This window comes from Paenibacillus sp. 2KB_20 (assembly GCF_052115765.1).
GTDB lineage: Bacteria > Bacillota > Bacilli > Paenibacillales > Paenibacillaceae > Paenibacillus_AQ.
This window is the reverse complement of sequence record NZ_JBFRHH010000001.1, coordinates 477,001-496,564: the sequence shown is the minus strand read 5'-3', so window position 1 is coordinate 496,564 and position 19,564 is coordinate 477,001. Positions and strand designations below refer to the sequence as shown.

Here is a 19,564-nt window from a genome sequence, read left to right as displayed (position 1 = left end):
TTCTTCATGAATGAGCCGCTTGATGTGGAGCTTACGAGGAGGGAAAAGGGTGCTCAGTCATATTTTCTCGTCTGTGCTGCTGGCTATGGCATTAAGCCTGGACGGATTTGGGGCGGGGGTTACATACGGTCTGCGCAAAACCAGGATACCGCTGCTGTCTGTATTGATCATCTCGCTATGTTCCGGCTTGGTGCTTGGCGCCTCCATGCAGGCAGGCGCGCTGTTACAGCGGTTCTTATCCCCATCTGTGGCGTCCGTGATCGGAGCCGCCATTTTGATTCTGCTGGGCTTATGGTCTCTATGCCAGCAAGTTCGCAGAAAAAACGAGTCTGATGTGCAGCCGGTTTCCAATAGGGTTATTACAAAGTCTCTTATAGAAACGCAGGGGGTTGACCATCAAGTAAAATTACGACGTGAGGTTAACACGGCAGGTCAAGAGCATCTTCAGCGGGCGGTATTCTCTCTTGAGATTCCGAAGATCGGCGTTGTCATTCAAATTCTCCGCAGTCCCTCGAAGGCGGATCTGGACGACTCCGGCAGCATCTCTCCGTGGGAGGCGATGTGGCTCGGGATCGCGCTATCGCTCGATGCGTTCGGGGCAGGGCTTGGCGCAGCCATGCTGGGCTTCTCACCGCTAGGTACCGCAACGGTTGTTTCCTTGTTTAGCGGGATATTCCTGGTGCTGGGCATGAGGGTTGGTTTACGCTTTGCGTCCAAAGGCGGCATGCGTTTTATCTCTTATTTGCCTGCTTTTTTGTTAATCGTCATGGGTATAATGAAGCTGTTATGAGGTGAAGTCATGAATATCGGTTTAACCGGAGGAATTGCAACAGGCAAGAGCACCGTGTCCTCCATGTTGACCATGAAGGGAGCACTTCTCGTCGATGCGGATCTCATCGCCCGGGAAGTGATGCTCCCGGGTCATCCGGTGCTGGGTAAAGTGACCGAACATTTTGGACAAGCGATCCTGTTTGAGGACGGTACGTTGAATCGAAAAAAACTCGGGGAGATGATCTTCCATCATCCCGAGCAGAGAACGGTGTTGAATGAGATCACGCATCCGGCGATCCGGCAGGAAATCCGGGAACGGACGGAAGCGTATGAGCGGCAGTATCCGGACCGGCTCGTGGTAGCGGATATACCGCTGCTGCTTGAGGCTAAGGAGCATTATTCTTATCTTGACCAGATCGCTGTCGTTTATGTACCGCGAGAGCTGCAGCTAGAGCGTCTGATGGTGCGCGATGATCTTAACAGGGAAGCGGCAGAAGCGCGTTTAAACAGCCAGATGGATATCGAGGAGAAGAAGCGTCTCGCGGATATCCTTATTGATAACAGCGGAACATTGGCCGAAACACAGCAGCAGGTGGACAACCTGTGGGGCAGGCTGGTTCGGTTATGAGGTGGCTCCGTAAAAAAAGAGTGCTGCTTCTGCTGTTTGTCTCTTTTGTAGCGCTGCTGTTTCTGAGCTCGAACTGGATGACCTTGCTGTATCCGATTTATTATAAGGATGAAATCCGGAAGCATGCCGCTTACTATGAGGTCGATCCCTTCCTGGTGGCTTCCATCATTCGAGTGGAGACGAACTTCAAGCCAGGCAAGGAATCCAAGAAAGGCGCGCTGGGCATTATGCAGTTGATGCCGGATACGGCGAATTGGGCGATGGAAATGGCCAAGCTGCCATCGGTGAACCTGCTGAACGTGAAGAATGAAGTGGATGCGAATATCCAGTTGGGCACCTGGTATATTCAGAATCTGCACAAGGAAATGGACGGCAATCCGATTGCCGCCATCGCCGCTTACAATGCAGGCCCCGGAAACGTGAAGAATTGGATCAACAAGGGCATGTGGGATGGAACCTACGAGAATGTGAAGAGTATTCCTATCGGGGAAACCCGTCACTATGTACAGCGCGTGATTTATTATTATAATCAGTATACAGATGTATATAAGGACGGCTTTTAACAAAAAAGAGCGCTGGACAGGCTCTTACATCGAGCCGTCCAACACTCCTTTTTTAAGGAAGAATCGATTATTGACCGGAGAATTGACCAGCCAATTGTTGCTCGGCCAGGGTTACAAGACGCTTTGTGATGTATCCCCCGATCGAACCGTTCTCGTAGGAAGTCATGTTACCTTGGTATCCGTCTTGTGGAATGGAGATACCAAGTTCTTGAGCTACCTCGTACTTCAATTGCTCAAGAGCAGCGTTTGCGCGAGGAACAACCAGGTTGTTGGAGTTGTTGTTGCTTTGTGCCATGTTAAGTTCACCTCCTTGGGTTGGTAAAAGTATTATGTCTCGGGTTTCGCATTTTCATAACATAAAAGAACAAAGTTTTGCTGGTAAATTTTTCTGTAGCGCCATTCAAGGCAAAATACGCTGAAACGAAGGAAGTGAAGATGACTTTATGAAATGTCCATATTGCAGTTATGCCGGAACGAAAGTGCTTGATTCCAGGCCGGCCAACGAGAATAAATCCATCCGCCGCCGCAGGGAATGCGAGCAGTGCAGCAAGAGATTCACAACCTTTGAGATGGTGGAGGAAACGCCGCTGATCGTCGTGAAAAAGGACGGAAGCCGCGAAGAATTCAGCCGGGAGAAGGTGCTCCGCGGTTTGATCCGGGCATGCGAGAAGCGTCCGGTATCCGTGGACCAGCTGGATATGATTGTATCGGATGTAGAGAAGGCACTGCGCAATACCGCAGCAGCAGAGGTGGAGAGCCGCCAGATCGGGGAGCTTCTGATGGAGCGGTTATATCCGGTCGATGAGGTAGCTTACGTCCGCTTTGCATCCGTGTATCGCCAATTCAAGGATATCAATATGTTTATGAAGGAACTGAAAAGCCTGCTGTCCAAGGGTACGGACGTTTCGGAGTTGTAAGAGCGCCATGGTTCCGCACGATCCAGGTGCTCTTCTGGTGCTCTCATAGGGCCCATTATCATCATCGCTAAGTGACATTATATAGAGAAGTAAAAGGGATACAGCACGTCATCAAAAAATGTGAAAAACATGTTGACATGCCTGCTGATTTTTTATATGATATAGAAGTCGCTTACGGGGCCTTAGCTCAGCTGGGAGAGCGCATCGCTGGCAGCGATGAGGTCAGGGGTTCGATCCCCCTAGGCTCCATAATAAGAAAACCCTTGATGATATATCATCAAGGGTTTTTTGCTTTATTAGGACGGTTTTAAATACATATCTAATTGGATTTGGGGACGAATTGGGGACGAAATTAATATGGAGAAACATGCATGGCCATTCATTAGGTCATGAGAACATGCAGCGCAAGGGAGGAGCATATATTCAACGTGTCTTTAGCGCTTACTATTAGGAGGAAAAAGACATCGGTAAAGTCTCCGTACTAACATCTTTGGCCGCTGAACTTGGTCTGGATGAAACAGACGTCCAGCCAGCCTTCTCATCAAGGTTGGCTGGACGTCTTTTTTAGGATGTATACTTATTTTTCAGCAACGATGGCAAACATGGGCCTATGGCGATTGAGAATTTTTTCTCCTGCGCGATAAAAATCGGCATCGAAACCTTCATGGACTTGGATTTTGGCAAATCCGATATATCGCAGCATTTCGGCGTCCCATCCCGGCCTTCTTACGTAGGTCAATGGCAAGGTAAGCGCCAATTGATCCCCTTCTTCGATATCCTTCTCTTCGCGATAAGGCAAGTAACCTTGATCAATTGCCTCTTCTTTAGCTTTTCTAAACAGCTCCGCCTCTTGGGGATTACTCAAAAACAAATTCCAGTTGGCATCGAAGATCATCACTTGTCCGCCGTCGTTCAGCATGCCATGCCAATTTTGATATGCGGCAACAGGATTATATAGGAACCAGGTGACGTTTCTGGAAATGATGATATCATATCTTTCTTCCGTCTTGTAATCGATAATATCGGTTTCTATTACTTTGAAATTGCAGTTATGCTTTTGCGCATTTTTATTAGCTCTAGCCACCATTTCAGACGAGGAGTCAATGGCGGTAACCTCATGCCCCATCCAACTAAGCAAAACCCCGAAGAAGCCGGGACCTGTTCCCACATCTAGGATTTTCAAATTTTGTTTTCCGGATAACTGATGATTCAAGATCGCTTTCCATTGATCATAGGAGTCGGTTGCAAATTCCGTATCTACAATTTCATCATAGACAGCAGCTCCTTTGTCCCAATAGTCACGATATTGCTGCGCGAGTTTATGCTCTGTCATTATTCAGATCTCCTTTTTTTAAAAAAAATGTTGCAAATCGTAATGATTACGATTAATAATATACAAAGATTACTCAGTATGCAAGCGGTCAAGATCATAGCGGCTGTTTAATCACAAACAACCTAGAAGAAAATTAGGAGGAGCATGGATGTTGGGGAGATTTAGATTCGGAGTTGCAGGACTTGTCGCATTATCTTTGCTTATGGGGTGTTCAAAAGAAACAGACCCGGTCCCTGGCAAAGCAGAAGACAAGCAAATCGTTGTTGCCGTAACGCAGGACGCTGAGGGAGATAAGCTCGATGCTTCGACCTACAATGGATCAAGACATACGCATGCCGCTGTATATGACGCGCTTGTGGAATATGAAGGAGAAGGGGAGCTTGTTCCCAGCCTGGCTGAATTCTGGCAGGTCTCCGAAGACGGTAAGATGTACACTTTTCATTTAAGGAATCAGGTGCAATTCTCAGACGGCAGCCCATTGAATTCAACGGCGGTTAAGTTTTCCTTGGAGAGGGCGGTCAGCAGGGAAGAGAATGCCACGCTGGAAATATCCCGTTTGATTGCAAACATAGAAACACCGGATGATGACACCGTCGTGCTTTCTTTTAAACATACCGCAACTCAAGTGCTGTATGAGCTCAGCCAGGCAAGGCCGTTTCGGATTATGAGTCCAAACTCGGTAACTCCAGCGGGAGACGCGAACGGAACCTTTCAGCAAGCGATCGGCACGGGCCCTTGGAAAATAGGCAGTTACCGACAAGGGGTGGAGACCATACTGATAGCAAATGAACATTATTGGTTAGAGGAACCGTCAGCGTATTCACTCGTTTTTAGAGTGATTACAGATCCTCAGGCAAGGGTGATGGCGCTGCAATCCGGAGAGGTCGATCTTGCAGGCGGGGAACTTGGTAATGTTCCAGCAGAAAGTCTAAGTGTTTTCCTAAATAACGATAAGTACGTGGTGGAGACCGGGGCGAGTACGATGTCCTACTTTTTGGTCATCAACCAAAACCAGGCGTTTCTATCGGACAAGAACATTCGCCAGGCCGTCAATTACGGAAACGATACGAGCAAATATGCCGATGGCACCGGCGATGCCGTCAGAGGATTGTTTCAAGAGAAAGTTGCGTTTGTAACTGATGATAATCAGCCTTCCTATCCTTACAATCCCGAGAAGGCCAAACAACTGATCGAAGCCTCGGGCTACGAATGGAACGAAAAGAAGCGTCTTTACGAGAAAGGCGGGCAAGTCCTGCAGTTGCGGTTGGTCATTCAAACGGAAGAATATCCAGAATGGAAAGAGATGGCGGAGATTTTCCAAGACAACATGAAGCAGATCGGAATCCAAATCCACATTGTGAATCAGGAAAGGGCGGCATACTACGATACGCTGTGGGGCAGCAAGGATTATGACCTGCTGATGTACCGGACCTATACGGATGCTCAACTGCCGTATCGATTCTTATCCTCGTTATTCTACAGCTCGCCATCTACGCCGGGGGTTGCCTTTCAAGATCGTCCTTTGTCGGATTTGCTGGATCAAATTGCGGCTACGGTTTCCGTCGAGAAACAGCAAGCCCTGTTCGACCAAGTGTTTCTTCGAATGCATGAGGAAGCTATGTCGGTACCCATATACTATACCAAGCAAACCTTTGTTCATACGAGCGATGTGATTGGCTTTGCATTCAATGCAATCGAGGACGATCCGTTGAAATGGCATCGCTTGAAGAAAGAAGACCAGTAATGCTGCGTTCCATGATCCATCGCCTGCTGATGCTGATGATTACCTTTGTCCTGTTTTCGTTGTTCGTGTTCGCATTGATGCGTCTGGCGCCGGGCGATCCGGCGTCCATGATGCTGTTAGAGATCGGAGCGGTACCGGAGCAGTCGCTGGTGGCTGATCTACAGGAACAATGGGGACTCGACCAATCGTTCCTTCAGCAATACATGGCCTGGGTGTTTCAGATTGTTCAAGGAGAACTGGGACATTCCTTCATGTCGGGGGAACCGGTGTTACATGAAATTATAAGTCGTTTAGAGCCGACGTATAGACTCATTGCAGGCTCTTTTGTACTAACGATCATCATTTCCATACCGGTCGGGATATGGCTGGGGCTAAATGAGGGTTCGATTCCTGATCGAGTCGTATACTCGTTAACCATCTTGGGATTGTCCGTTCCTTTATATTGGCTCGCTATTCTTCTAATGTATGCGTTTGGCGTCATATGGCCCGTCCTTCCGGTTATTGGCAGTTCTACCTTGCTGCATTATGTACTTCCGGTGACGGCCATTTCGCTGGTACAAAGCGTTTATTTCATTCGAATGGTACGTTCCTATACCGTTCAGTACAGCAAATTCTCGTATATCGAGGCTGCAAGGGCCAGAGGTTTGCGTAACTCGATCTTATATCCATCCTATTTATTTCGCTCAATGCTCGTACCGGTCCTGACGTTAATCACGACGAGTCTGCCAAGTTTTTTCGGGGCTTCGATCATAACGGAAACGATCTTTAGTTTCCCTGGGTTCAGTAAATATATGCTTGAGGCTATATATCGCCGTGATTTTCCAGTCATTCAAGGGAGCGCGCTTCTAGTGGCTGCGTTTATCTTTGTGTTTCATTTTGTGACCGATATGCTGTACTTCTTAGCCGATCCACGCATTCATCTGGACAAGCAGAGGTGGGAACTATGATTCGTCTCATCCGGGTCAATAAACTTCCGGCAGCAGCGTTGCTGTTTATCGCGATTCTTATGATTACAGGACTCACCGCCCCATGGGTTTCGCCCTATGACCCGCTCCATACGAATCATGAGCAAAAGCTTCTTCCTCCAAGCCTTGCTCATCCCTTTGGAACGGATTATTTAGGAAGGGACTTGTTCAGTCGCGTGATCCACGGCATCAGTGAATCGGTGTTCCCTGTTTTCATCGTTCTCGGCGTTGTCATGCTGATCGGGCTTTTTGTTGGTACGGCGAGCGCTTTTTTTGGGAAAAAACTTGATATGTTCATGATGAGCGTGACGGATACATTTATGGCATTGCCGAATATCCTGCTCACGATCGTGATTGTCGGTTTTCTTGGTTTCGGCATGGAACATGTCTATTTTGCCGTGATACTGTCCTGGTGGGCCAAGTACGTGAGATTAATACGGGGTTTGATCCATGACGTTAAGAAGGAACCGTATATCATTGCTAGCAGGGTAAGCGGATCCTTTGGAATGAGAACGATGATAAGGCATATGATACCGAATATCGCGCCTCAGATTGGAACCATGCTGATCCTTGATGTAAGCAAGGTGATATTGACATTATCGGGTCTATCCTTTCTAGGGATTGGCGCGCAGCCTCCGTCACCTGAATGGGGGGTTATGTTGCTGGATGGGATAAATTACTTGCAGGTTGCATCGTGGATGGGTTTCTTTCCGGGGTTCATGATTTTTCTGACAGCCTGTTCCTTCCAGATTGTAGGCGAACGGCTAAGGAGGGAGAAATAAATGGAGGTCATAGTCGAAGTAAATCATCTGAACATTCGAAATGCGGAGGGTCTAACTCTGGTGAATAACAGCAGCTTTTCTTTGGAATCGGGGAAGACGTACTGTTTAATCGGAGAGAGCGGGAGCGGTAAAACGTTAACAAGCAAAGCCATGTTAGGGTTGCTTCCTGCTAATCTGCAAATGTCTGGTGATGTCCTGTTGCGCGGCCAAAAACTGAATCGTTTATCCAAGCGGAACTGGCGGAAAATCAGGGGGAGACATATAGGTGCCATTTTTCAGCATCCTGAACAAGCCTTGCACCCTTCTATTCCTATCGGAAAGCAATTGAGTGATTTGATGCGGAGCCACTTGCCCGTTTCGAGATATGAGGCTGAGAAGCAAGCGGAGCAGATGCTATCTCAAGTGCTCTTGAAAGAACCGGCACATGTGATGAAACGTTATGCTCATGAGCTGAGCGGCGGAATGAATCAACGTGTCATGATCGCGATGGCGCTGCTGTTAAAACCTGAAGTCATCATAGCCGATGAGCCCACGAGTGCACTCGATGTCACAACACAAGCAGAAATCATATCTCTTATGAGTTCTCTAGTACAAGAACTGGACATGAGTATGTTGTTTATTACGCATGACTTACTCCTTGCCGCTTATCTTGCGGATCGGATTGGTGTCATGCGTGCCGGCGAAATCATCGAGCAGGGAAGCCCGGATAAAGTCCTGGGGCAACCTGAGCATGAATATACCCAACGGTTATGCACGCATCGATCGCAGAGGTTTCTTAGCAAAGGAGGCGTATGAGCTCATGCTTCAAGTGCATCAGTTGCATAAAGAAATCAATGGAAGGGAGATTCTGAAAGACATCCAATTTACTATAAAAGATGGAGGCTCTCTGGCCATTGTAGGTGAGAGCGGCAGTGGAAAATCTACGCTGACCCAACTGATTATGGCATTGAAGCAGCCGACATCAGGTCAAATTCTATTCAATGGGCGAGGGTTACCTAGCAAAGGAATTAAATCGTATAAAGAATGGTATCGCGATATTCAGATTGTTTTTCAGAATTCAGCCTCAACGTTGAATCCTTCGATGAGCTTGTTTCAGTGCCTGGAAGAGCCATTAATTAACTTTACAGATTTGAAAAAGAAGGAGCGTAAAGAGAGGGTTATGGAATATTCAAGCAAGGTCGGCCTTCATGAGGGCCTGCTCAGAAATCGGCCAGGCAGGCTAAGCGGAGGACAATATCAAAGGGCTTGCCTGGCAAAAGCATTGATCATTCATCCCAAACTATTGATTTGCGATGAAATCGTCTCCAACCTTGATATGATATTACAACAGCAGATCATCGAACTGCTTATGTCCTTTCAGAAGGAAGAGGGGTTGTCTCTTCTGTTCATTACGCATGATCTCTCGCTTGTACCCGGATTGTGTACGGATATTCTGGTTATGAAAGAGGGGAAGATGGTCGAGGAGTTCCGTTCTTCTTCCCTCCGTCATGAGAGAGAGCGAGACAGCTACACCATGAATTTGGTTAAATCAACCGAAATGCTTGAAACTGCGTGGAAGCAGTATGTATAAGACGAAGCAATGACTCATTGAGAGTTTGTCTATATCGGAACGAAACTGGCCGCAGTATGAACCTTGATGAAATTGCACGTGATACCGAATTTGAGTATGACACTTACTTTATTAAGCAATTTAAAGCTAAAAAAGGAATTTCACCTACAAAGTATAGGAACATCACTCGTGAGTTCGCTACTGCTCAATAGAAGATGAGGAAGAATCTATTATGAAGTCAGTGTTTATAACACATGGCTGGCAAGTTAGGGGCAGTGTAGACTACCAAGGCAACAAGTGATCGAAGCAGTAGGGCATCGAAGCCGGAGCGGAGTTCAATACAGGCTTGTCCAATGCGAACGCTTCGAGCCTCTCCTAGCACGCGGTGTAATGATGGCTGCTGCAATACAAACCGGTCATTATAGTAGGTAGACTGGTTTAAGCGGCACAGGAAGGCAAGAGAGATTTCATCCTTGAGCCGTCGTTCGGTTTCCTGAACCATCCAAGTCTGTTCACTTGTATCAAAGAGTCGGTTCTATTGGACTGACGAGACTGACCCCATAACGTGAGACAAATTTAAACACCTTCAAGAGAATGCAACCATGTCGTAAGATATGGAGACAAGCTTGGAGGTGTTTTTGCGTTGGCAACAAGAGTAAGCTACCCTGTAGAAGTGAAGAGAAAAGCCATTGAAATGAAATTAACGGGTATTCCTGTGAGCGAAGTCAATTCCAACGATTGTAGTGGAGTGGATGGAGTCCATACGAGGGGAAGTCAGTGTAACCCAAGCAAGTCATGGATCGGGCTTCCTCGTGCCACCTACTATCGCTGGAAAGACGCCTACGGGAGCAAATACAAATCACATGGTAGAGAAGATTCGTGAACTCTGCAGGCAGCACAGGCTTAAGCGCCAATTCAACGCCGATGCCCAATATAACAGCTGCAGTTAAGGGCCTATGTGTTATCACATCTGGTGCTCTTAGGGAGTTGCGGAGATATGGTTGTTGTAACGTATAATGATAACCAGCTATGCAGATAAAACTCGCAATAGGGGGAAAAGGGCAAAATGTTGGAGTTGTCAATCGATGAATCGGAACGACTGAGAAAAGTGGCACATGCATTGGCTTCGGAAGTCCGGATAAACATTTTAAAGCTTTTGAATCACAGCCGAGAAAATATTGTCGATATTGCTGAAAAATTAGATCTGCCTGTATCGACGGTCGCCTTCAATGTTCGGGTGCTGGAAAATGCGGGCATTATCGCGACGGAGGTACTGCCCGCATCCAGAGGCACAATGAAGGTTTGCACACGAACGTTTGATGATTTACGTATGAGTTTGAAATTAACCAACGGAATCTACAGTCCGACCAATCTGCACCAGATTGAGATGCCCGTTGGCTGTTATACGGATTGCGAAATCCATCCGACATGCGGCTTGATCACTGAATCCGGAATGGTTCAACCGCCGGACGAGCCGGCCTACTTTTTTCATCCGAGCCGAATTTCTGCACAGCTGATCTGGTTTTCACGCGGATATGTAGAATATAAATTTCCTCTGTTTTCAGAGAGAGACGTAGACATTAAATCCATTCAGTTTTCGATGGAGCTATGTTCAGAAGCATTTCTTTACGATCATAACTGGCCGTCTGATATTACGATTTGGATCAATGATGTAGAAATCGGAACATGGACTTCTCCTGGTGACTTTGGGGACCGCAGGGGAAAGCTAAACCCGCCGTGGCTACCCGATAGTCATACGCAATACGGGCTGCTGAAAACCTGGAAAGTTGATAGCTCAGGGAGCTTCCTCGACGACGTTGCTGTTTCTGAGGTGAATCTAGATGATCTCCGTCTGCTCGAGAATAAGTTGATTAGTTTACGAATCGGGATCAAGCCGGATGCAGAGCATATTGGAGGCATCAATATTTTCGGCAAGCAGTTTGGTGATTATGATCAAGATATCATAATGAGAATCATCTACTGAATCATAGCATCGCAAGGATTGTAGAATCGAGATATAAAGTCGGATTTGAAAAATGCTGCTGATGTTTGTAAAACAGTCGAAACGGGTCGGATCAGGGGCTTTTCCTGTACAGGGAAGCCTCTTTTTTATGAATTAGATTTAGGTTTGATGGTTATAAATTTATTCATTACAATTATTTTGTTTTAATTAAAAAAACGATAAAAAAGTATTGACGAATGGATTTAGATTGTTTAATGTTTGGTTTATCTTTACCGGTTCTTGCTATATCCAATTATTAAGAGGGAGAGGAGAGCGGTAACGAGAACACTTAACCAACGAAGAATTTAAGCGGAGTTTTGTTTAGTTTTATCACTTTATAAGGGGGATTTTTATGAAAACTTCCAAGCTCTATAAAGTCGCATTAGGGATGCTGCTTGTTATGTCATTCGTGTTAAGTGCATGCTCATTAGGCAATGAAGGTAAAACCGATAACGGAAATGAAAACGCTTCAAAAGGGCCGGGAACCGCTCCCGGTGAGAAAGTCACCATCACCTACTGGAACATGTTCGGCGGAGGTGACGGCGCCATTATGAACGAACTGGTGGAAAAATTTAACGATGAACATAAAGGTAAAATCGAAGTGAAGGCATTGACGCAGGATTGGGGCCAGTTTTATACCAAGCTGCAAACCGCTGTCGCAGGCGGCAATGCGCCTGATCTTGCGGTATCCCACACGTCCAAATTAAGCGAGCTGGTAGAACTGAAAATCATCGAGCCATTGGATCCATATATCGATTCGATGGGTATTGATCTAAGCGGATTCAATGAAAACATGGTAAACGCAACGTTATTTAACGATCAGCAATATGCCTTGCCGCTGGATGCTCATCCGCTCATCCTGTATTACAACAAAAAAATATTGCGTGAGTTGAATTTGCTGGACGAAAATGAAAAGCCGATCATTGAACCTGGTCCTGAAGGCTTCAAGAGCTTTCTGCAAAAAATCAAAGACGGTGTTCCCAAAGGTAATGTGAATATGCTGCTCGGCTCCACAGGCGAGGATCCATACCGGATCTGGTGGGCGCTTTACAACCAGCTTGGAGGAGAGGGCCTGTTTGATGAATCCGGCCAAAAGGTGACGTTAAATAATCCGCAGGGCAAACAGGCTGCAGAATATATTAGCAGTTGGTTTGAGAGCGGCTTGATACCAAGAAACCTTCCTAAAATCGGCGAGACATTCCAAGCGGGGAAGGGTGCTGTGATGCCAACAGGGGTCTGGTTTACGAGCACACTGGAAGGAACAAAAGGACTGGAATTCGGAGCCATTCCTTTCCCGCAAATTTATGATAAGCCTGCAACCTGGATTGATTCACACAACTTCATTTTGCCTGTCCAGAAAAAAGGGCAGGACGAAAACAAGGTAAAAGCGTCGATCACGTTTGCAAAATGGGTGACAGACAACGCGGCTGAATGGTCCAAGGCCGGACATATTCCACCTTCCACAACGGCTGTCGAGTCAGAAGCGTTCAAAAATATGCCTTATCGCCAGGATTATTTGCAGGCTGGCAACGATGGTGTGTATTTGCCAAGATCGCCAAAAATGTGGCCGGCAAAAGACCAGCTTGTGCAGGCATTAGATACGATCTGGTCTGGTAAAGCACCTGTCGATAAAGGATTGGACGCAGCGGTACAAAGCATGGAAAAGCTTCTGAAACGATAGGCTGTTGCATTTGCATCGGAGTTACCGAGGATGTAACTCCGATGCACTTTGGGAGGTTGAATCATGAATCCGGTAACGGTAAAAGATCCTAGTCTGGTTGATATGTCCATAGGCAAGCGGAAAAGAAAGCTGCAGAACGAATTGCTGGCAACCGGTTTTCTTGCCCCGTATTTCTTTTTCTTTATTCTCTTTTCGATTGTGCCGATTTTCTACGGACTGTTCGTCAGCTTTCATGATTGGACGCTGATTGGCAAAGAAGGCTTTGTCGGCCTTCAAAATTACCTCTATGCACTGAAAGATTCGGATTTCTGGGCTTCTCTTTGGAATACGACCTACTTCGCCTTAATCTCCACACCATTTATGATCGTAACGCCTTTCCTGCTTGCCTTAATTCTTGATTCAAAGGTAAAAGGAAAGACCTTTCTGAGAACCGTGTTTTTCATGCCAAATGTATTGTCCGTAGCGGTGGTTAGCTTTGTCTGGATATTTCTTCTTGCGCCTTACTCAGGCTTAGTGAACACGGTGCTGCATAATCTCGGGATTCTCAGTCCGGAATCCGAAATTTTCTGGTTGAATGAACCGCAGCTTGCCTGGATTTCCATCGTGATGATTACGCTTTGGTGGACACAGGGCTTTAACATGATCGTGCTACTCGCGGGGCTGCAGGATATTCCTGCTGAACATTACGAGGCAGCGACACTGGATGGAGCCAATGCTTGGCAAAGACTCAAATATATCACATTGCCTGCGATGCGAGGCCTTCTCGTACTGATTACTGTGCTTCAAGTGATAGCGTCCTTTAAAGTATTCGGCCAGGTATGGCTCGTTACCCGCGGCGGGCCAGGGAATGAAACCCGGACGATGATTCAATACATTTATGAAACCGGCTTTACCGCCAACGATCTTGGATTATCAACCTCGATGTCATTTATTTTCTTTGTCTTTCTGACGGTGCTTTCATTCTTGCAGTTTAAAATTTTCGGTAAAAAAAGTGAATGAGGTGATGAGGAAATGGGTGATTTCGCTGGCTCTAAACGGTGGACGGGTCCAAAAATACTGCTGCACATCATAGCTTACGGTTTGGCAACGATCTTTGTCGTTCCGGTGATCTACATGATATTCACATCTCTAAAACCGCAGGGTAGTGCGATGGGCGATCTGATGGACCGTTTCCTGCCGCCGTTTTCGTTCGAAAACTACGCTTATATTTTTGAGAATGCGCCGGTGATCAAATGGACCATGAACAGCTTAACCATCGCTATTATTGTGCCTGTACTCAGCTTGACCATGGCTTCACTCGCCGCATTTGCTTTATCGCGGATCGATTTCAGTTATAAGAAGTTAGCTTTCTGGCTCATTCTCAGTGGAATGATGATTCCCGGCGAAGCGACGATTGTTTCCTTGTATATGGTAGCTAACAGCTTGGGGATTCTGGATTCCTATGCAGCCCTCATTTTGCCGGGGCTCGCAGGACCGCTTGGTGTACTCATCATGAAGCAATTTTTCGACGGGATGCCGAATGAGCTGGTGGAAGCTGCGAAAATAGACGGTTGCAGTTTATTTCGGGTGTGGTGGAACATTTTTATTCCATTATCCAAACCGGTGCTGGCTACCTTGATGATCTTTTCTTTCCTAGGCACCTGGAACGATTTCTTGTGGCCATTTCTGGCGATTCAATCGGAAGTCTTGTTTACGCTTCCCATCGGTATCCCGTTTTTCATGAGCTCATATAACCAGGACGAAACCTTGCCAATGACGGTGAATGCGTATGCTTCGATCCCGATCATTATCATCTTTATCATTTTCCAAAAGTATATCGTCAAGGGTGTAACGTTATCAGGAATTAAAGGTTGAAAATCTTCCTTGAATGAAATCATGGATAATCCCGAAAGCGGAGGCAACCCCGGATTGGCTTAGGCTCCCTGCCTCATGATGCTAACAAGCCAATAGACAAAAGACCTGGCCGCCGGCCAGGTCTTTCTTGCACGCGCCCCTTTACGCCCCAGGAACATCTTCATATCCTCTTCCACATTTGTAATGCCGCCGATTCCGAACTTGGCGTTAAGCTATAGACCGTCTTAATAATAGCTGCGGGAGGATAGAGTTATATCAAATCATGATCACTTCTATAGGAAAATAATATAAAGTGATTTTTATTGACATAACTAAGGAAACTAAAATAACATAAGAATTATTTTCATCAAGAAGGAGGCAGCTATGAACTTTAAAGAACAGTACGAAGAAATTGCAGATGTAGCACGAACCATATTCGATAACCCTGAGCTTGGCTACAAGGAATTTAAAACCAATAAAACGGTGTCGGATTTTCTGAAGAAGGTTAATCCGGATATCGAGCTGCAATCATTCAGCACAACCGGGCTTCGGACAACCCTCGGAACAGGCAAATCGCTGAACATCGCTTTTATTGCGGAGTTGGACGCCGTATATGCTCCGACTCATTGGCGATCAGACAAGGCGACGGGAGCGGCACACAATTGCGGTCATTATACGCAGGTGGCGATCGCCCTGGCTTTATACAAACATTATTTTGAATCTAAGGCGTACGAAGCTCTGGATTATAGAATAACGTTTATTTTCATTCCCGCTGAGGAGTATTTGGATCTCGCCTTTAGGGACGAACTGCTCGCCAGCGGTAAGATCTCCTATTATGGAGGGAAACCCGAAGCGATGAAACTCGGCGTGTTCGACGATATTGACATTGGACTATGCGTACACGCCATGGGCGGAGAGTTTGCGGAACGGACGATAGAAATCAACTGCGACCTGGCTGGATTCCTATATAAGCATTATACGTTTACTGGAAAAGCAACCCATGCCGGTTTCGATCCTTTCTCCGCCAAAAATGCCTACAGCATGTCGACCCTGTTCAATGTGGCGTTAGGCCTGAGCAGGCAGCAAATGAAGGACAGTGAGAAGGTCCGGATGAATCCGATCGTTCTGGAGTCCGACATGTCGACAAACGTCATTCCCAATCGGATTACGGTGGGCAGCGATTTGCGCACTCAGTCGGTCGACTACATGAAGGAAGCGGCCTCCAAGATGGATGATGCGGCCAAGGGCAGCGCGCTCGCCCTTCAAGGCGAGGTCGAGATTAAGACGCAGATGGGATATTTGCCGTTCGTTCAGGACCGGTATTTGTCCGAATTCGTCCTGGAGGCGTTCCAAGATAACGAGGAGATCGCTAAGGTTTGGAACAACAACGCCATCAGCGCAGCAGGAGACATTGGAGACCTCGCCTTCATGATGCCTTGTATTCAAATCGGATACAGCGGCTTTACAGGAACGATTCACGGCGACGATTTTAAAGATATCGATCCCGAGTTTATTTACGAAGTGTTTCCGAGATTCTTAACCCAGGTGCTGGAGCGAATGAGCGGACGTATCGACCGATCGAAGCTGTACCGCCGTACATTCGCTGAATACGAGCAGCTCCTTGCGTCGATTGTTGGCTCTAACTAAGAAACAGAAAAGAGGACATGGCATGAAGTTAAAACTACAGTATATATATTTGCTTGCATTCGTGCTCATTGTAATAGCGGTTGCCGAATTTATCGGCATTCAGTCGATCCATATTGGCTCCGTAAAAATTAGCCTGCTCCCACTCGTATTCGCCATTTTGATCACGATGTTGCTTGGCTTGTCTATTTTCCGGAAAGGTTTTATGAGGAAGATTTACAGCAAGGAGAATGTCGGCTTCTCCAGCAAGTATCTGATCTTCATTATGCTGCCGCTTATGGCGAGATACGGCGCTGACGTTGCGCCCAGAATTGAAGATATATTAAAAGTAGGCTGGGTGTTCATCATTCAGGAAATCGGTAACTTGGGTACGATTCTGCTCGGACTTCCAATCGCCATTCTGCTCGGTCTGAGAAGGGAAGCCATCGGCGCTACGCTCGGACTTGGGAGGGAAGGGGAACTCGCCTACATATCCGAGAAATATACACTCGACTCCGATGAAGGCCGTGGGGTGCTGTCCCTCTATATTATAGGCACCCTCTTCGGCACGCTGTTCTTCAGCATTCTTGCGCCGGTCATGCTTGCTGCCGGCTTCTCGATCGAAGCGTTAGCCATGTCCTCTGGCGTCGGCTCGGCCAGTATGATGACAGGCTCTTCTTCCGCGCTAGTCGCGCATTCTCCTGAGATGACGGAGACCATTAACGGATACGCTGCTGCGAGCCAGCTGCTTACCAGCTTTCTCGGAACGTATACGATGGTATTTCTCGCGGTGCCGCTGCAGCGGTTTATGTACAAATTAATGGTCAGAGGTGAGAAGAAATGAGCACCGGTTTGAATAAATACGCTAAATACGCCCTCGTCCTGCTGCTTAGCGTTGGTCTTATTTTATTTACGGAGCAAATGAAATTCATTAAAAACGGCGAAGGACATATTACGTTAGGGACGATCGCGGGTTTGGCCGTGCTGTGGCTTTTTTCCTTCATCGGCGTTCTGATCTCGACACTCATGAAAAAAGCTCCGCTGAAATTCTTGCAGGACTTCCCGGTTCTCGGCTGGGTATCGATCGTTTCGCTTATCTGCTGCCTGATCTCCGATGTGTTCGTGGATGCCATCGCCAACGTCAACTTCTTGTCCATTACGACCCCGATTTTGGCGTTTGCCGGCATTTCCGTTGCCGACAGGCTGGTTGATCTTCGCAAAACATCGTGGCGCGTCGCAATCGTTGCGGTTTTCGTGTTCACGGGAACGTACGTGGGAAGTGCACTGTTATCAGAGCTCGGCCTCTATTTATCTAATAAGTAAATGAATGCTATTTCTTTAGAAACCCGCCTGTCCTTGTTGACTGGCGGGTTTTTATTCTTTGAACAAATGATGAAATATATGTATCATCATATGGCTTTCAGTAGCAAAGATAAAATTAAGGAGATCTTTTGCCTGCTGTCCGATGCGGGAAATGTCCCCGCCTTGATCCCTTGTACTGGAGGAAAGGACTGTACAGGTTTTGTCACGGCTATAATTCAATTATTTCTTCATTCGATTAATGAGCCTGTACCGAATTCCATCAGAACGCATTATGAGATTATGAAACAGTATGGGAGTATTGAACAGTATTTGTTAAAGGGATGTTGCATTCCCCTGAGCTGCCTCGAGTCCTTAAAGCAAAATCTGCTCGATGGACTAAACCAAACTGCTCAATAAGCACTGTGCAATCTCCACGACGAGCGAATGCGACAGATCGCCAGATCCATATTTCAACGAGGCAATAACAGAGTAGGAACGCGCAGATAAGCTCAAAAAGAGAATGAGGCTTTCCAGTTATAAACATCTTCGGGCCAATTCAAGAAGTCGCACAATTGGTCATAACCCTGTCAAGTAGACAGTACAAAAAAGACATGATTTAAGCTGCGGCCGTTTCCCGGTATTCTACCGGGGAACGGTCGTTTAATTTTTTCTGGAATCGGTTTTGGTTATAGAACAGAATGTATTCGCTCACTTGCTGTTCAATCTCCGCCTTGTTCGCTGCCTCATTCAAGTATATTTTCTCGGTCTTTAAATGAGAGAAGAAAGACTCGATACAGGCGTTGTCCAGGCAATTTCCTCGCCTAGAGTGACTGCCTAGCATGCCGAGTTGTTTCAGTTTACGGTTAAATGGTTTTGACGTGTATTGAAATCCTTGATCCGAGTGTAGGATTACCCCACTCACATCCACGTGCTGACGGAGTCTATCCAGCGTTTCATGAACCAAAGCGAGGTCATTTCGTTCCGAAAGATGCCAAGCTACAATCTCGTTATTGTATAAATACTGAATCACAGACAGGTACACAAATTGTTCTCCAGCACGAATATAGGTAATATCTGTGACCAGTTTAGTTCGTGGCGTGTCCGCTTTAAACTGGCGCTGAAGCCGATTCGGATTCACCACAGAAGCTTGTTTTCCAAAGAATCGACGCTTCTTTCGAATGACAGAACAGATTCCTAATTGTTTCATTAATCGGTACACCTTTTTGTGGTTGACCCTAATGCCTTCCCTCCGTAAAGCTACCGTCATTCGAAGATAACCAAAGTAGGGATGAATGCGATGGATGGCAAGCAGATGCGATTCCAATTCATGCTGCTTTTGTCTACGTTCTTTTGCCGCTTGCAAGCTTTTTCTCCACTTGTAATAGCCTGAACGGGAAACTGCGGCTAACTTCAAGAGCCAAACAAGACGATGGTGTACGCGCAAGTCCTCTATGATCTGAAATCTAGCTGCTTTACTCGTCACTCCTTGTGTAGATTTGGATACTGCTTTTTTAAATATTCAATCTCCGCTCGCAAGTATGCCATCTCTTCTTCCATACTGGAAAACTTCGTTCTGGGGCGTCCCCGTTTGGATGTGGCAGGTTCTAGGCTCATTCCACGTTTCGTTTTCGCCGCCCATACTTGTACTTGAGATTTATTTTGAATACCTAAACGTTTTGCTACTTCACGAATACTCATATGTTCTTCGTTGACCAGCCGGGCCGCCTCCAATTTTAATTCCAAGGAGTACCGTTGGTAAGTTTGTCCTTTTTTAGCCATGAAAAATCCCCTTCGTTAGGCAAGATTAAGTCCATCTTAACAGATGTCTTTTTTCTCTTGTCTACTAAAAGGGGATAATACCAAATGTGCGG

General features: G+C 46.6%; 22 protein-coding genes and 1 tRNA gene. 19 read left to right on the top strand and 4 right to left on the bottom strand.

The features are described 5' to 3' along the window. The first annotated feature begins 49 nt into the window (after positions 1–49). Genes AB4124_RS02295 through AB4124_RS02285 form a run of 3 tightly spaced genes read left to right on the top strand, consistent with a single transcriptional unit; the run spans position 50 to position 1,962 of the window. Complete coding sequence (locus tag AB4124_RS02295) at positions 50–790, top strand: MntP/YtaF family protein (RefSeq protein WP_441970927.1); 741 nt, start codon at positions 50–52, stop codon at positions 788–790. Positions 791–799: 9 nt separating this feature from the next. After that, entirely contained in the window at positions 800–1,399 is a 600-nt protein-coding gene (coaE, locus tag AB4124_RS02290; RefSeq protein WP_339267234.1) for a dephospho-CoA kinase, read from the top strand. After that, complete coding sequence (locus AB4124_RS02285; RefSeq protein ID WP_098748394.1) at positions 1,396–1,962, top strand: lytic transglycosylase domain-containing protein; 567 nt, start codon at positions 1,396–1,398, stop codon at positions 1,960–1,962. The genes coaE and AB4124_RS02285 overlap by 4 nt, the downstream gene beginning before the upstream one ends. A gap of 67 nt (positions 1,963–2,029) precedes the next feature. Here the strand turns inward: AB4124_RS02285 and AB4124_RS02280 are convergent, their stop codons facing one another. Next, positions 2,030–2,257, bottom strand: a complete 228-nt coding sequence (locus tag AB4124_RS02280) for an alpha/beta-type small acid-soluble spore protein (protein ID WP_053492022.1) — start codon at positions 2,255–2,257, stop codon at positions 2,030–2,032. 148 nt (positions 2,258–2,405) lie between these two features. Here AB4124_RS02280 and nrdR point away from each other — a divergent pair, with 148 nt between their 5' ends. Further along, complete coding sequence (gene nrdR / locus AB4124_RS02275) at positions 2,406–2,879, top strand: transcriptional regulator NrdR (protein WP_076324309.1); 474 nt, start codon at positions 2,406–2,408, stop codon at positions 2,877–2,879. Between the two features lie 176 nt (positions 2,880–3,055). Further along, a tRNA-Ala gene (locus tag AB4124_RS02270) sits at positions 3,056–3,128 on the top strand. 328 nt (positions 3,129–3,456) lie between these two features. On the opposite strand, the gene AB4124_RS02265 is transcribed toward AB4124_RS02270, so the two are convergent. After that, complete coding sequence (locus tag AB4124_RS02265) at positions 3,457–4,212, bottom strand: class I SAM-dependent methyltransferase (protein WP_430106069.1); 756 nt, start codon at positions 4,210–4,212, stop codon at positions 3,457–3,459. A gap of 148 nt (positions 4,213–4,360) precedes the next feature. Between AB4124_RS02265 and AB4124_RS02260 the strand changes: the two genes are divergently transcribed. From AB4124_RS02260 to AB4124_RS02240, 5 genes are read left to right on the top strand one after another with little or no spacing between them, the layout of a single operon-like run. Beyond that, entirely contained in the window at positions 4,361–5,956 is a 1,596-nt protein-coding gene (locus tag AB4124_RS02260; protein WP_430203029.1) for an ABC transporter substrate-binding protein, read from the top strand. Further along, on the top strand, positions 5,926–6,903 hold the full coding sequence (locus tag AB4124_RS02255) for an ABC transporter permease (protein ID WP_339291574.1): 978 nt from the start codon (positions 5,926–5,928) through the stop codon (positions 6,901–6,903). The genes AB4124_RS02260 and AB4124_RS02255 overlap by 31 nt, the downstream gene beginning before the upstream one ends. Further along, positions 6,900–7,703 (top strand): ABC transporter permease, encoded by an 804-nt coding sequence (locus AB4124_RS02250; RefSeq protein WP_430106062.1) that lies wholly within the window; start codon positions 6,900–6,902, stop codon positions 7,701–7,703. Before AB4124_RS02255 ends, AB4124_RS02250 begins: the two co-directional genes overlap by 4 nt. Continuing rightward, a complete protein-coding gene (locus AB4124_RS02245; RefSeq protein WP_441970922.1) occupies positions 7,704–8,498 on the top strand; it encodes an ABC transporter ATP-binding protein in 795 nt (264 codons plus the stop codon). It begins immediately after the preceding gene. A gap of 4 nt (positions 8,499–8,502) precedes the next feature. Beyond that, entirely contained in the window at positions 8,503–9,273 is a 771-nt protein-coding gene (locus AB4124_RS02240) for an ABC transporter ATP-binding protein (RefSeq protein WP_379406205.1), read from the top strand. Positions 9,274–9,490: 217 nt separating this feature from the next. Here AB4124_RS02240 and AB4124_RS02235 read toward each other — a convergent pair whose 3' ends face one another. Further along, positions 9,491–9,754, bottom strand: a complete 264-nt coding sequence (locus AB4124_RS02235; RefSeq protein WP_441970919.1) for a hypothetical protein — start codon at positions 9,752–9,754, stop codon at positions 9,491–9,493. A gap of 141 nt (positions 9,755–9,895) precedes the next feature. Between AB4124_RS02235 and AB4124_RS02230 the strand changes: the two genes are divergently transcribed. The 9 genes from AB4124_RS02230 (at position 9,896) to AB4124_RS02190 (ending at position 18,110) form a co-directional block, all read left to right on the top strand. Continuing rightward, complete coding sequence (locus tag AB4124_RS02230) at positions 9,896–10,135, top strand: hypothetical protein (RefSeq protein WP_441970917.1); 240 nt, start codon at positions 9,896–9,898, stop codon at positions 10,133–10,135. A gap of 237 nt (positions 10,136–10,372) precedes the next feature. Then, the gene (locus AB4124_RS02225; RefSeq protein ID WP_441970915.1) at positions 10,373–11,236 is read left to right on the top strand and encodes an ArsR/SmtB family transcription factor; all 864 of its coding nucleotides are present in this window, start codon (positions 10,373–10,375) and stop codon (positions 11,234–11,236) included. Positions 11,237–11,606: 370 nt separating this feature from the next. Then, positions 11,607–12,935 (top strand): ABC transporter substrate-binding protein, encoded by a 1,329-nt coding sequence (locus AB4124_RS02220; RefSeq protein ID WP_441970913.1) that lies wholly within the window; start codon positions 11,607–11,609, stop codon positions 12,933–12,935. A gap of 63 nt (positions 12,936–12,998) precedes the next feature. Further along, complete coding sequence (locus tag AB4124_RS02215) at positions 12,999–13,934, top strand: carbohydrate ABC transporter permease (RefSeq protein ID WP_430106053.1); 936 nt, start codon at positions 12,999–13,001, stop codon at positions 13,932–13,934. A 12-nt stretch (positions 13,935–13,946) separates the two neighbouring features. Then, complete coding sequence (locus AB4124_RS02210) at positions 13,947–14,789, top strand: carbohydrate ABC transporter permease (RefSeq protein ID WP_441970911.1); 843 nt, start codon at positions 13,947–13,949, stop codon at positions 14,787–14,789. A gap of 363 nt (positions 14,790–15,152) precedes the next feature. Next, a complete protein-coding gene (locus tag AB4124_RS02205; RefSeq protein WP_441970910.1) occupies positions 15,153–16,415 on the top strand; it encodes a M20/M25/M40 family metallo-hydrolase in 1,263 nt (420 codons plus the stop codon). A 22-nt stretch (positions 16,416–16,437) separates the two neighbouring features. Next, the gene (locus tag AB4124_RS02200; RefSeq protein ID WP_430106049.1) at positions 16,438–17,235 is read left to right on the top strand and encodes a DUF3100 domain-containing protein; all 798 of its coding nucleotides are present in this window, start codon (positions 16,438–16,440) and stop codon (positions 17,233–17,235) included. Continuing rightward, complete coding sequence (locus AB4124_RS02195) at positions 17,232–17,714, top strand: hypothetical protein (RefSeq protein WP_076324274.1); 483 nt, start codon at positions 17,232–17,234, stop codon at positions 17,712–17,714. Before AB4124_RS02200 ends, AB4124_RS02195 begins: the two co-directional genes overlap by 4 nt. Next, positions 17,715–18,110, top strand: coding sequence for a tyrosine-protein phosphatase (locus AB4124_RS02190; RefSeq protein WP_441970907.1), 396 nt, complete (start codon positions 17,715–17,717; stop codon positions 18,108–18,110). It abuts the gene before it with no gap. A 199-nt stretch (positions 18,111–18,309) separates the two neighbouring features. Here the strand turns inward: AB4124_RS02190 and AB4124_RS02185 are convergent. Further along, positions 18,310–19,472 (bottom strand): IS3 family transposase gene (locus tag AB4124_RS02185; RefSeq protein ID WP_441970905.1). Its coding sequence is split into 2 segments (ribosomal slippage): positions 18,310–19,208 and positions 19,208–19,472, totalling 1,164 coding nucleotides; the frame shifts between segments, so codons are not numbered across the junction. Positions 19,473–19,564 lie beyond the last annotated feature (92 nt).